At 70.7% G+C, this 12,148-nt stretch carries 9 protein-coding genes; 4 read left to right on the top strand and 5 right to left on the bottom strand.

The window, feature by feature from the left end:
• Positions 1-47: 47 nt before the first annotated feature.
• Entirely contained in the window at positions 48-770 is a 723-nt protein-coding gene (locus AN233_RS02515; RefSeq protein ID WP_058365289.1) for a diphthine--ammonia ligase, read from the top strand.
• A gap of 45 nt (positions 771-815) precedes the next feature.
• Here AN233_RS02515 and AN233_RS02510 read toward each other — a convergent pair whose 3' ends face one another.
• Entirely contained in the window at positions 816-1,784 is a 969-nt protein-coding gene (locus tag AN233_RS02510) for a sugar phosphate nucleotidyltransferase (protein ID WP_058365288.1), read from the bottom strand.
• Between the two features lie 184 nt (positions 1,785-1,968).
• Here AN233_RS02510 and AN233_RS02505 point away from each other — a divergent pair, with 184 nt between their 5' ends.
• Positions 1,969-2,253 (top strand): transcriptional regulator, encoded by a 285-nt coding sequence (locus tag AN233_RS02505; RefSeq protein ID WP_058365287.1) that lies wholly within the window; start codon positions 1,969-1,971, stop codon positions 2,251-2,253.
• Between the two features lie 80 nt (positions 2,254-2,333).
• On the opposite strand, the gene AN233_RS02500 is transcribed toward AN233_RS02505, so the two are convergent.
• Both AN233_RS02500 and AN233_RS02495 read right to left on the bottom strand, forming a co-directional pair.
• Entirely contained in the window at positions 2,334-3,200 is an 867-nt protein-coding gene (locus AN233_RS02500) for a bile acid:sodium symporter family protein (RefSeq protein WP_058365286.1), read from the bottom strand.
• Between the two features lie 183 nt (positions 3,201-3,383).
• The gene (locus AN233_RS02495) at positions 3,384-3,812 is read right to left on the bottom strand and encodes a type IV pilin (RefSeq protein ID WP_058365339.1); all 429 of its coding nucleotides are present in this window, start codon (positions 3,810-3,812) and stop codon (positions 3,384-3,386) included.
• Positions 3,813-4,134: 322 nt separating this feature from the next.
• On the opposite strand from AN233_RS02495, the gene AN233_RS02490 reads away from it, so the two are divergent.
• A complete protein-coding gene (locus tag AN233_RS02490; protein ID WP_058365285.1) occupies positions 4,135-6,192 on the top strand; it encodes a hypothetical protein in 2,058 nt (685 codons plus the stop codon).
• A 9-nt stretch (positions 6,193-6,201) separates the two neighbouring features.
• On the opposite strand, the gene AN233_RS02485 is transcribed toward AN233_RS02490, so the two are convergent.
• Positions 6,202-6,783 carry a hypothetical protein gene (locus tag AN233_RS02485; protein WP_058365284.1) on the bottom strand — a complete coding sequence of 194 codons (582 nt, stop codon included), beginning with the start codon at positions 6,781-6,783 and terminating at the stop codon, positions 6,202-6,204.
• A 109-nt stretch (positions 6,784-6,892) separates the two neighbouring features.
• On the opposite strand from AN233_RS02485, the gene AN233_RS02480 reads away from it, so the two are divergent.
• A complete protein-coding gene (locus tag AN233_RS02480) occupies positions 6,893-7,564 on the top strand; it encodes a haloacid dehalogenase type II (protein ID WP_058365283.1) in 672 nt (223 codons plus the stop codon).
• On the opposite strand, the gene AN233_RS02475 is transcribed toward AN233_RS02480, so the two are convergent.
• On the bottom strand, positions 7,565-11,788 hold the full coding sequence (locus AN233_RS02475; protein WP_058365282.1) for a glucodextranase DOMON-like domain-containing protein: 4,224 nt from the start codon (positions 11,786-11,788) through the stop codon (positions 7,565-7,567).
• Positions 11,789-12,148: the final 360 nt, after the last annotated feature.

Genomic DNA, 12,148 nt, shown 5'->3' with positions numbered 1-12,148 from the left:
GGCCGCGGACCGCTGCCGATTTACCCGCAGCCCCGCTCTCACTCTCCATGAGCGACGACTGGGTCTGCCTCTTCTCCGGCGGCAAGGACTCCTCGTGGGCGCTGTACCGCGCGCTCGCGGAGGGGCTGGACGTGACGCGCCTGCTCACCGTCCACCCCGCCGGCGACTCCTACATGTACCACACGCCCGCGACGCACCTCACCGAACTCGTCGCCGAGAGCGTCGGCATCGACCTCGTCTCCGTCGAACCGGAGGACTTCGACGCCGGGCCGGCCGGGGACGCGGCCGCCGGCGAGCGCGGCGACGCGGAGCTCGAACCGATGGAGGCGGCGCTCCGGGAGATCGCGGCCGAGCAGGGCGTGGACCTCGCGGGCGTCACCGCGGGCGCCGTCGAGAGCGAGTTCCAGACCAGCCGGATCGAGGCGATGTGCGACCGGCTCGGAGTCGACCTGTTCGCGCCGCTGTGGCAGGAGGACCCCGAGGAGCTGGCGACCGCGATGCTCGACGCCGGCTTCGAGATCCTGATCGTCCAGGTGGCGGCGTACGGCCTCGACGAGTCGTGGCTCGGGCGCCCGCTCGACCGGGAGGCGCTCGCGGACCTCCGCGGGCTCAACGAGGAGTACGGCGTCCACCTGCTCGGGGAGGGCGGCGAGTTCGAGACGTTCGTCGTCGACGGCCCGCACATGGACCGCCGGGTCGATCTGGAGTACGAGACGGTGTGGGAGGGCGACCGCGGGCACGTCCGGGTGACGGACGCGCGGCTGGAGTAGCCGGACCGCGGTGGAGCGACGGCCCGCGCGAACGGCCTCCGACGCCTACTCGCCGTTGGTGATCTTCGTGTGCGCGCCGATGAGCGCGCCCGAGAGGTCGAGCCCCTTGAGGTGGGTTCCGCGGTCGATTATCGTGTGACGGACCTCGGCCTCCTCGATGGTGACCTCGGGGAAGACGACGCTGTCGTGGACCGCGGCGTCGCGGACGGTCGCGCCGGGCATGACGTGGACGTTCTCGCCGAGCGTCGCGTTCTCGACGGTCGCGGACTCCGCGACGCGCGTCTCCCCGTCGAGGGTCCACGCGACCGCGTCGAGGTAGCTCTCGGGGGTCCCGATGTCGAACCACGCGCCGTCGAAGGTGAACGCGTGGACCGGCTGGCGGCGCTGGAGCCACTGGATGAACCATCCCGGCTCGTCGGGGTTGTTGCCGTCGTCGAGGTACGTCCGCAGGTCCGGCAGGGTGTCGGCGGGGAACGCGTAGCAGGCGATGGAGACGAGCGTGCTCTTGGGGTCCTCGGGCTTCTCCTGGAAGTCGACCACGCGGTCGCCCTCCAGTTCGACGAGCCCGTAGGACTTCGCCTTCTCCCGTGAGCCCACGTCGTAGGCCGCGATGGCGGCGGTCCCTTTCGTCTCGAAGAAGTCGACGAACTCGGCCACGTCGAAGCTGATCAGGTTGTCGCCCGCCACGACGACGAGGTCCTCCTCGATCCCCTCCCGTTCCACGAGCTGGGCGAGCGCGCCGACGACGCCGAACTTCTCGTCTTCGGCCTCGGTCTCCTCCACGGAGAGCTGCGGCTTCTCGAACTCGCTGTCCGCGAGGTACGACTCGAAGTCCTCCGCGAACCGCTCGTTCGTGGAGACGTACACCTCGCTGATCCGGTCGTCCGCCTCCAGGTCGGCGAAGATCTCGTCGATGACCGTCCCGTCGCCGATGGGGAGGAACATCTTCGGCCGGTCCTTCGTGATCGGCCAGAGGCGCGTCGCGTACCCACCCGCAAGCACTACCGCTTTCATGAGTGCATCTTCCGGTCCGCGGTTATGGTTTTTGTGACTTAGGCCGACCGAAATCCGGTCCCGAACGGGAGTCGAAGACGACCGAGAGCGGCGTTTGGCGGCCGATAGGGGACGCGAGCAGACCTGCCTGCGTCCGGCACCCCAACGCCGCGGGGCTTTTCTCGCCGGCCGGCCAACGCTGGCCATGGAGCCGACCACCCGCCAGCGCATCGCGGACCGGCTGCGCGAGGGGCCCGCGACCGCGAGCGACCTCGCGAGCGCGCTCGAGCTGCCGACGCCGGTCGTCTACGAGCACGTAGAGCACGTCGCGCAGTCGGTCGGTGAGGGCGAGCAGTTCCTCGTCGCGCCGCCCGCGTGCCGCGACTGCGGCTTCGACGGCTTCGACGACCCCGTGAACGAGCCCTCCCGATGCCCCGAGTGCAAGTCCGAGCGCATCGCCGAGCCCGAATTCCTGGTCGACGACACGTAGCCGTCCCGACCGGCGCCGTTCGCGTTCGCGGCTCTCCGAACGGCGGCTTTCGTTCTGTGGTCGCACGCGGTCGGCACCCGCTAGCCGTGCAGCGGCGCCGCCTCGACCGATCCGCGTCGCCACACGCCAGCGAGCAGGGCTGACCAGACGACGCCGATGAAGGAGAACGCGAGGACCGCCGTGAGGACGTTCGGGTCCGAGAACCCTGTCGTCGCGATGAACAACGCGATCGCCGCGTTCCGGGCCGCGGTCGTCGTCGCCAGCACTTCCCGCGTCGCTCGCGCCGGGCCGCCGAGGCCGTAGCCGAACAGTAGCGATGCCCCGACGGCGACCGTAGAGAGCCCGAGCGTTCCCGTGCCGACGAGGGACGCCAGACTGTCGCTGTAGACGACGACCAACAGGACGATCAGTCCGGCGAACGTGTAGTCGGAGAGCCGCTGCACGGGGGGATGGAGCCGGGCCGCGAGCGACGGAACGACGAACGACATCCCGAGCCCGAGCAGTAGCGGAACCAGCTGGATGTTCAGAACCATCCGACCGATCGCGACGGGATCGACGGCGGCGTCGCCGGGAAGCAGCAGCCACAGCGAGACCGGGATCGTCACGACCGAGAGCAGACAGAGGATCGCCATGAGGCCGCTCGCGAACGCCACGTCGCTGTCGGAGAGCTCCGCGAGCTTCGGCCCGAACGGAGCGCCGGGCGACACCGCGAGCAGCACGATCCCGGCCGCGAACCCGGTCTCCACGGGGACCGCGCGAACGAGGAGCGCGGCGAGCAGCGGGACCGCGACGAGGTTCACCGCCAGGGCGTTCGTCAGCAGCCGTCGATCCCGGAGCGCGTCGACGATCCGATCGACGGAGAGTTTCACCCCCATCGAGAACATCGTCGAGAGGACGAAGACGGTCGTCACCGCTTCGACGACCGCCTGTCCGGATGGCACCTCCATTTCTCGTCTCGGTACGCGGTTGGAAGGCCACTCAGTTGTCTGCTCCGGTTTCCGCTGGTGGCCGAATGGCTCGAGGGCGAAACGCTCCGCTGTGCGTCCTGTCAGGAGTAGGCCACCGGTACGGTCGAAAAGTGCGGCCGCGGCGTCCGCGACCGCCGTCGGAAAACGGCCGATTCGCCGCGGTCAGTTGGGCGCGGTCGAACTGCCGATCGTCTGCGAGCTGGAGCCGTCGTTCGAGGTCCAGATGACGCGGACGTCGCTGTCCGCCTCGACGGGGTCGACCTCGGTGGAGTCGCCGGCGGTGATGTCGTTACTGCCGTTCCACGGTTCGGACACCGTCGAACCGTTCCCGTGGGTGTAGCTGATCGCTACCTGATCGCTGGGAATCGAGTCTCCGCCCTCGTGGGTGACGGTTGTAGTGTAGTTGCCGCCGTTTTCCGCGTAATCGAAGCCGAAGCTGGCGCTGGGACTGGACTGTTGGACGCTGTCGCCGAGACCGAGGACGAACGTGCCGATGACGGCCGCGAGGATCACCGTGATCGCGACCATTAGTATGACGCCGATGACCGGCGAGACGGCACGGTCCTCCGTGATGAGTTCCTTCAGATTCATGATTGCCGACACCCCGATCGGGCTGGCGTGTGCCCCGGTGAACCCGGGACGCAGGGAGTGCCCCCACCAGCCCGTCGGTCGAGTGCCTGGCGGGGGATACATGAACTACCCATGTAAATGTGCGGACTCGCTGGTGTGAAAATAATTAACCGGTTGACACGTACCGCCCCGGAAGCGCCCGCGATCGTCGAGAGGTTCGGCCGGGACCGCCCGGACTCCCGGGAGGACGAGCCGGTCCCCCGGTGAGCGATCCGTCCACCTGACCGTCGCCGCGAGCAACAGCGTAATGGTCGCTCGGACGTTTTGACGAGGTGACACGCTCATGGAGGACTCCTGCGGACTCGTGGCGTTCGAGGTCGACGGGTCCAGCGTCCGCGTCCGCGATACGCTACACGAGGAGGCGCTCACGCTCCACGCCGGGCGGGACGTGGATCCGCAGCCGGCGCTGACGGACCTGTTCGTCGCGCCCGTCGACGCCGCGGTGTCGTTCCGAACCGACGGTCTCCGGGTCGGCGCGCACACGGGCGCGATCGTCCGCGACGGCGCCGGCGAACACATCGGGGGGTTCTCCGAGGACTGGGTCGACCATCCGCGCGGCACCTACGTCGTCGACGTCAGCGGGCCGGTGAAGCTGTACGTCCGAATCCCCGACACCGAACTGTCGGGCGGGTACGAGACGACCGAACACGCCGGGGGGAGGCTCCACCTCGATTTCGACGGAACTCGGACGGTGACCGTCGGCGCTCGCTCGCTCCACGAGCGACCGGAGGCACGGATCACTGTGCCGGACGACCCGACCGCGCTCGCGGAGGCGTTCTCCTATCTCGGATCGTCGATCAAGGAGTTCTCCCCCGAGCGCTCCTGGCCGACCCTCCGCGGCTATCCGCCGGCGATCCGTCGCGGGGACGAGCTGCGGATTCCGGACGCGCTCTCGAAGCCGCAAAACGGGGTGACGGTTCGGGTCCCGGCGACGTACGCGGCCCTCTACGAGGTGGCGCCGCTGGCGTTCTACCTCGGTGCCGACATCGAGACCGGGGAGCGCCCGGAGCTGCGTCTCGAGAACGGCTACGTCGAGCCGCTGGAGACGCCGACCGAGCGCCTCGCGGAACGGGCTGACGCGCTGTTGGGCCGCGTGCTGTTGCTGGACTCGCTCGTTCGCGTGGGCGGGTACTTCTCGAACGTTCGCCACGTGTACGACGATATCGCGGGGGATCTCCCGTTTTACCCACCGGAGCTGTACGACGCGTCGCTGTCGGCACAGCTGATGGAGTACCTGGAGGTCTCGCCGTCGCTGCTCGACCCCCACGTCCCGGAGCGGCCGCTCCGGGCGACGCTCCGAGACGACCCGGCCGACGCCGAGCTGATTCCCCACCTGTTGAACGACCTCGCGTCCGTCTCGGTCGACCGGGGCGGCGAGCGCTCCGCGGCCGGGGCCGGCGGCGGATCGACCGCCCGCGACGCGCTCGCCGTCGGGCGGACCAACCGTCCGGTTTCGAGCGGCGAGACGCTCCTCGTGCCCGGTGCCTACGAGGCGGGTCTCGACCGGTCGCCCCGGGAGGTGCCGGACGGTGAGGTGCTGTTCGTCGCGGACGGGGAGCACGCGGCGGAGTGGCGCCGGGTTCGCAACGCGGTGACCGCGGAGCTGGATCCCCCGGTCTCGACCGGGGACCTGCTGGTGGACCCGACCCGCGAGGCGCTCGCAGCCGCCCTCGGCGACGGGTACGACTTCGTCTGCTGTCTGCTTCCGGCGGTCGACGGCGGCGTCGCCTGCGCCGACGGCGTTCTCTCACCGGACGAGGTCGACGCGGTCGACGCGTGGGGACTGCTGCTGGCGGGGCCGGGGGCACCCGACGTCTCGGCGGCGCTCTGTGACCGGGGCGTCGTGACGGCGCTCGCGACGGCCGACCGCCCGACGCCGACGATCGCGCGACGGCTGCTCCGCTGTCTGGTCCGGGGACACGGCTTCGCCGAGGCCGCGCGGTTCGTCGGCGATCGGGAGATCGGCGACCACTGGATCGTGGGCGCACAGCCGCGGCCGGTGTTCCGGCGCGAGGGCGGGTCGGTCCCGATACGGGTCTCGGTCGAGTCGGAGGCGCCGGACAGCTACCGCGTCTCGGTGTGGGCCCACTTCGTCCGGGAGAACCGGATCGGCTCCGTCACCGCCCTCTACGACGACGTCACGCCCGACGCGTTCCAGCTGACCGGAAGCGACGTGACACAGCCCGTTCCCTGCTCGGCGGAGAAGGTCGTCGAGCTCCTCCGCGACCCCGACTACATCGTCCGCCTCGACGGGGAGCCCTACCACGGCGAGCCGGAGCCGACCTCGGAGTTCGTCCGCGAGTCCGCTCGCAATCGCCTCGACGACGAGGCGCGGCGCTGACCGCCCCGGTCACTCCTCGAACGACGCCATCCGCGCCAGCGTCTCGGCCAGCCGCGAGCCCTCCGGGACCGCCTCGCGGAAGGCGTCCGTCCCGAACGCGACCCCGCCGTTGACCGTGAGGAAGCCGAGCTCCTCCGGCGGGCCGTCGATCCCGGTCAGAAACGCCACCTTTCGGGCCGCGGGCACGTCCGCGACGCGACCGCGGCGCTCGACGGAGGCGTACAGCGAGGCGTGTTCGGCGACGTGGTGGACGCAGGCCGGCGTCGGCGCGAACAGCAACAGCAGGTGGACGGCCGGCGAGGTCCGGCCGAGCGTCGGCCGGATCGCGTGGTCGTCGTCGCGGTAGAAGTAGCGCTCCATCCGGCGGTACTGCCGGAGCACCTCGTTGGCCCCGGTCGCGTGCCTGACCGCGGCGTCCGCCTTCAGCTCGACGAGATAGTCGACGCGCTCCGGCGTCCGCGCCCGGACGTGGGCGTCCGCCACGCCGTGGGCCCCCTCCGCGTCGTACGGCTCCTCGAGTCGGACCTCGGCGGGCTCGGGAAGCGCCTCGTAGTGGTCGACGAGCGCGGTCGCCATCTCGTCCTCGCGCATTCGTGCGAACCGCCGACCGCCACGGATAAATCGGTACCCATCGCGCCGCGCGGTCTCGTCGGCCCCGAGCCGGGCGACAGCTTTTGTGGCGCGGACCGCACCACACGATATGGCCGCGATCTGTTTCGACATGTACGGCACGCTGTGTGACACGAGCAGCGTCACGGGAACTCTCGGCCGGGAGCTCGACGCCTCGGCCGCGCTCGTCGCTGAGGTCGACGCGACGTGGCGACGCCGGCAGCTGGAGTACAGCTTCCAGCTCTCGTTGATGGACGAATACCGCACCTTCTGGGAGGTGACCGCGGACGCGCTCGACTACGCGCTGGCCCGATACGGCCTCGATCCCGACCAGGAAACGCGGGAGCGAGCGCTCTCGGCGTACGAGGACCTGACCCCGTATCCGGGCGCGACCGACGCGCTGTCGGCGCTGCGCGAGGCGGGTCACACCGTCGCGGTGCTGTCGAACGGCAACCCCGAGATGCTGGAGACGCTCGCCGAGAACGCGGGGCTCGCGTCCCACCTCGACGAGATCATCAGCGCCGACGCCGTCGAGACGTTCAAGCCCGCGCCCGCGGTGTACGAGAACGCCGCGAACGAGCTGGGCGAGCCCCTCGAGGAGTGCTGGCTCGTCACCAGCAACGCGTGGGACGCCGCGGGCGCCGGAAGCGCCGGCATGCGGACCGGCTGGGTGAACAGGAATCGGGACCCCCACGAACGGATCGGCCCGGCGGCCACCGCGACCGCCCGGGACCTGCCGGGCATCGTGCCCGAGATCCGGTAGCTACTCCTCCGGGCCGGCGCCGGTCGCGCCTTCCTCAGTCCCGTCGTCGCTGTTGTCGTCGTTGTCCGACCGGTCCGCGAGGCGATCGACCGCGGCCGCCGCGCCCGCTCCCCCCGCGATCCCGGCCGCGCCCGCCGCCGCACCGAAGCCCGGCACGCCGCTCTCCGTCGCGTCCTCGCTCCCGGTCGCGGACGCCGCGGTCTCCTCCGTGTCGGTCGGCTCGGGCGTTGCGGTCCCGCCTTCCCCGCTCTCGGCACTTTCGCCGGCGTTGTCCGTCGATACATCCCCGCGCGAGAGGTCGCCGACGGTGACGTACGGGAGCATCGCCGGCGAGTTCGGGGCGTACTCCGAGAGCACCGAAGTGCGGTCGACGCCCTCGGGCGTGACGGCGTCCATGACGCGCGGGTCGTTTTCTCCCGTGCCGCCGCCGATGGTGTGTTCGCCCGCCTCGGCGGCGACGGCGCGGAGACCTCCCTCGCCGAAGCCGTCGAAGGGGCAGACGACCGCGGCGAGCGCGACGCCCGTTCCCTCCGTGTCCCAGCCGATGGGGTCCCGCGGGACGCCAACGGTGATCGTTTTCTCGCCAGATGTCACCGTCACGTCCGTGGTGACGCCGTCGCCGGCGGCGTTCTCGACCGTGGCGCCCGATTCCGGATTCACGTTGATCCGGTAGTTGTACGGCGCCTCGAAGGCGACGTTGGTGCCGGTTCGACCCCGCGTCGTGGCCGGGTCGTCCGTCTCGGGGTCATTTATGTACACCTGCGGGAGCTGGTGGCTGAACCCCACGTCGAACCCCCAGGGGTTCCGCAGGGGCTCGGCGAACTCGTACTCGAAGCGGACGCGGTCGCGCGACTGCCGGACCGTCAGGCCGGCGATGTCCCACGCGCCCTCGTAGTAGTCGCCGCCGGTCGGCGTCTCGTAGGTCCCCGGCCCGGGCGGCGTGCCGGTCGGCGCGTCGAACGTCGCCACCTCCTCGAACGGCGTCACGAGCGGGACATAGCCGACTTCGGCGGGGTCGTCCTCCGCGTAGTCGAGCGCGCTCTCGCGGTCCACGTCGATGTCGACCAGCAGGTCCAAGACGTTCGGATTCGCGTCGTCCTCCCGGCCGCCGCCGAACGCGTGCGCGCCCGCCTCGGCGTTCACCGGCGTGACGCCTCCGGGTGCGTCGGGGTCGTAGCCGAGCAGGAGCGGGACGACGTGGAGGTCACCGACCCCCCGCTCCTCGGCCGCGGCAGCGTCGACGGCCGCCTTCGGCACCGAGGCGACGATCGCGTCCGTGGCGTCGTTGGTGGTGACCTCCCCCTCGGTGACGACGTTCCCCTCGGGGTCCTCCAGCCGCGCCCCCTGTCGACCGTCGACGACGAGGCGACGCCGGTAGGGGGCCGCGAGCGCCGCGTTGACGCCCTCTCGCGCGGCCGTCGTCCCGCCGTCTGCCTCGGGGTCGCGGAGGTACACCTGGAGGTGTTGGTGGGAGAAGCCCGCCGGGTAGTCGCGGGGGTTCGTCAGGTCGCCGTCCACCTGCGCGCGGAACTGGTAGGCGTCGGCGGTCTCGCGCACGTCGAAGGCCACGAGGTCGAACGCGCCGTCGGCGTACTCCTCGTCGGTCGGGTAGGTGTAGCCGCCGGGGCCGTAGTCGGTGTCCGAGGGTGCGTCGAAGGCCGCGACCGCCTCGCCGAGGTCCAACAGGCTCGGCGTCTCCAGCACCGCGACCGTGTCGACCTCGACGGCGGTGGCGTCGGAGGGCGTCTCGACGCTCACGTCGGCGCCGGTGACGAGATCGGTGCCGTCGACCTCGGGTCTGAGGTAGACCGTCGCGGGGCCGTCCTCGAAGTTGATCAGGACGACGACGCGCTCCGGGCCGTCGAGGTCGCGGTCGCCGCGGTCGTCGCGGTCGCTCGCGTCGCGGCCGAACGCCAGCACGTCACCCCGCGCGTTGTGCCACGCGCTCGACAGCGCCGCGCCCGGTTTGAGCGCGTCGAGGTCGTGATACGCGTCGATCAGGTCCCGATAGAAGGCGAGGTGGTCGGCGTCGTACTCGTCCCAGTTCATGAAGGCGCGCTTTCGCCCCTCCGGCGACACGTCGCCGCTTCTGGGGTCGTCCTCGCCCCGGTGGCGGCCCTCGCCGAACTCCGAGATGGCGCGTTCCTGTCCGTAGTAGACGTGTGGTACGCCCGGAAGCGTCACGCCCGCCGCCCACGTCGCGCGCTGGGCCTTCTTCGGATCGCCCCGCGAGCCGTCGAGCGCCTCGTTGAGCGCGCGGAACTCGTCGTGGTTCTCGACGCAGTTCAGGAACAGGGTGTGGTCCGGGAAGCCGCGAGCCGGTCGGTCCCGGACCGCGTCCAGCAGGGTCTCCCCGTCGGCCTCGCCGCGGACGACCGCGTGCGCGCCGGTGGTGAACCGCCCGGTGTCGAAGTGCATGTCGAACTCGTTCTCGGCGAAGGCGGGGTCGTTGGGGATCGCCTCGTCGAGCAGGAGGAACTCCGCGTCGTTGGCCCGACAGACCTCGCGCACGTCCTTCCAAAAGGAGTGCGGGACGCCCCACGCGATGTCACAGCGGAAGCCGTCGACGCCCACCTCGCCCGACCAGAAGTCCGCGACCGCGAGCATGTACTCGCGGAGCGCGACGTTGTCGAAGTTGAAGTTCGGGTGGAGCCGCAGGTTCCAGAAGCCGGTCGGGTGCGGCGCCGGTGCGACCGTCTCGCCGTCGCTCGTCAGCGGCGCGTCGACGCGGTCGAACCAGTCGAACGTGTCGGCATCGGTCGCCCACGACTCGACGGTCGGCCAGAACTCCGGCTCCGTCGACCGGCTCGCGATGGTCCCCTGAAACTCGGGCATCGAGCGCCCGCAGTGGTTGACCACCAGATCGAGAACCACCCGAATGTCGCGCTCGTGGCAGGCGTCGATGAACTCCCTGTAGGCCGCCAGGGGGTCCGTTCCCGCCGGCGCGAGGTCCTCGGCAACCCCGAAGTAGTCGGTGATGTCGTAGCCGTGCGGGCCGCCCCCAGGCAGCTCGCGCTCGGCGCTGACCGCGGGGTGGACCGGCGTGAGCCACACCGCGTCGACGCCGAGCTCGTCGAGGTAGTCGACGCCGCGGGCGGGCGGGGGCTCCTCGCCCTCGCCGACCGCGTCCGGGTCGACGCTCCCGTCGACCAGCGTATCGAACGTCGTCCCGTCCCGGACGCCGGCCCACGAGCGCGTGAAGATCTGGTAGACGACCCCCTCGCGGATCCACTCGGGCGGGCGGTTCGGCAGGTCGACGCTCCCGTCCGGGTGGAGTTCGACGGTGTCCACGACGCTCGTCCGCTCGCCGTCGTGCGCGACCGCGTGGACGCGGGCGGACTCGCCGCCGAGCGCGCTCGTGTCGACGGTCGCGGTCGTTCCCGCGCCCTCCCCCTCCGCGATGACCTCGACGTCGGCCGTGGCGAGCGCGTCGCGGTCGTCCGCGAGGAAGTGCGCCGAGAGGTCGTCGGGCGCCGCGTCGCTATCGGGCGCGAGCTCGGCGTTCGAGTCGACCGTGAACGTCCCCGCGGCGGCGTCGTAGGTCGCACCGAGTTCGACGCGGGGCGGGCCGCCGGCCGCGTCGGAACCGGGCGCCGGCAGCGCCTCGACGGTCAGCCGATGGGTACCGTCCGGCGCGTCGAGTTCGAGGACGTAGGTGCCCGGGGCGTCGGCCTCGAACTCCGCGACGTTGTCCCGTCCCTCGTCGTAGCGCGGCCGGTTCTCGTACAGCGAGGATGCGAAGGTGAGACCGGCGTCTCCCTTCGCCCCACCGTCCGCCTCGCCGCCCGTCTCCGCGCCCGCATCGCTCGCGTCGGGGCGCTCGACCACCGACCACTCGAAGTCGCCGGCGTCGTAGCCGTCGGGATCGCGGGAGGGGGACGGGACCCCCGGCGCGAGGTTGTCGCGGTCGGTGATGTGGTCCGGACCGACCCACGCGCTGTTCCAGAGCTTCTCCCCGACCGTGACGAACCGCGGATGACCGGGATGGAAGGAGTCGGTCCCGGTCGGCGTTCGCGCGGCGGTCTCGGAATCGGCGGCATCGAGACCGCGGGCGTCGTCGTTCCCGGCCGCGGCGGTCGCGCTGGGCACCGCGCCGAACACCCCGAGTCCGGCGATGCCGCCCAGGATCGACCGTCGGCGGACCGCGGTCGCGTCGCCGTCGCTGCGTCCTCGCGCTGTGTCGGTCGGTCGCGTCGCGTCGTCTGTGGATGGGTGCTCGCTCATGGCTGTGAACGCGAGCGCCGTGCCAACGCGTGGCGCGCTCGCGGGATACCTCCCGGTCCCCCGGCACCCGGTTAAATCTTTATGTGATTTTACTTCACGAGTATTCTCTTCCGCCGAGAGTAGACCGACCTTCGTCCGACCGCGAGACGTGTTTCACGGAGGCAAGGCGATCAACAGAAAATGCGGCGACCCGGCCGCGCGCACGACGGTTCGTTTATAAACGATGTACTACCGTCTTGCGAATGTGATCCGTTCGGAAAACGAATGGGCGCTGCAGGCCTTCACCCCTCCGCCATCTGCTATCTTTCTGACTCCAACGTGTGTATCAATCATTCGTTGATCAGCCTCCAACGACGGTCT

The organism is Haloparvum sedimenti, assembly GCF_001462205.1.
Classification (GTDB): domain Archaea; phylum Halobacteriota; class Halobacteria; order Halobacteriales; family Haloferacaceae; genus Haloparvum; species Haloparvum sedimenti.
This window is presented reverse-complemented; position numbering and strand designations above follow the sequence as displayed.

Excerpts from the sequence above, each read along its gene's own strand:
- AN233_RS02515 (WP_058365289.1), top strand. The coding sequence starts at position 48 with ATGAGCGACGACTGGGTCTGCCTCTTCTCCGGCGGCAAGGACTCCTCG.
- AN233_RS02510 (WP_058365288.1), bottom strand. The coding sequence starts at position 1,784 with ATGAAAGCGGTAGTGCTTGCGGGTGGGTACGCGACGCGCCTCTGGCCG.
- AN233_RS02505 (WP_058365287.1), top strand. The coding sequence starts at position 1,969 with ATGGAGCCGACCACCCGCCAGCGCATCGCGGACCGGCTGCGCGAGGGG.
- AN233_RS02500 (WP_058365286.1), bottom strand. The coding sequence starts at position 3,200 with ATGGAGGTGCCATCCGGACAGGCGGTCGTCGAAGCGGTGACGACCGTC.
- AN233_RS02495 (WP_058365339.1), bottom strand. The coding sequence starts at position 3,812 with ATGAATCTGAAGGAACTCATCACGGAGGACCGTGCCGTCTCGCCGGTC.
- AN233_RS02490 (WP_058365285.1), top strand. The coding sequence starts at position 4,135 with ATGGAGGACTCCTGCGGACTCGTGGCGTTCGAGGTCGACGGGTCCAGC.
- AN233_RS02485 (WP_058365284.1), bottom strand. The coding sequence starts at position 6,783 with ATGCGCGAGGACGAGATGGCGACCGCGCTCGTCGACCACTACGAGGCG.
- AN233_RS02480 (WP_058365283.1), top strand. The coding sequence starts at position 6,893 with ATGGCCGCGATCTGTTTCGACATGTACGGCACGCTGTGTGACACGAGC.
- AN233_RS02475 (WP_058365282.1), bottom strand. The coding sequence starts at position 11,788 with ATGAGCGAGCACCCATCCACAGACGACGCGACGCGACCGACCGACACA.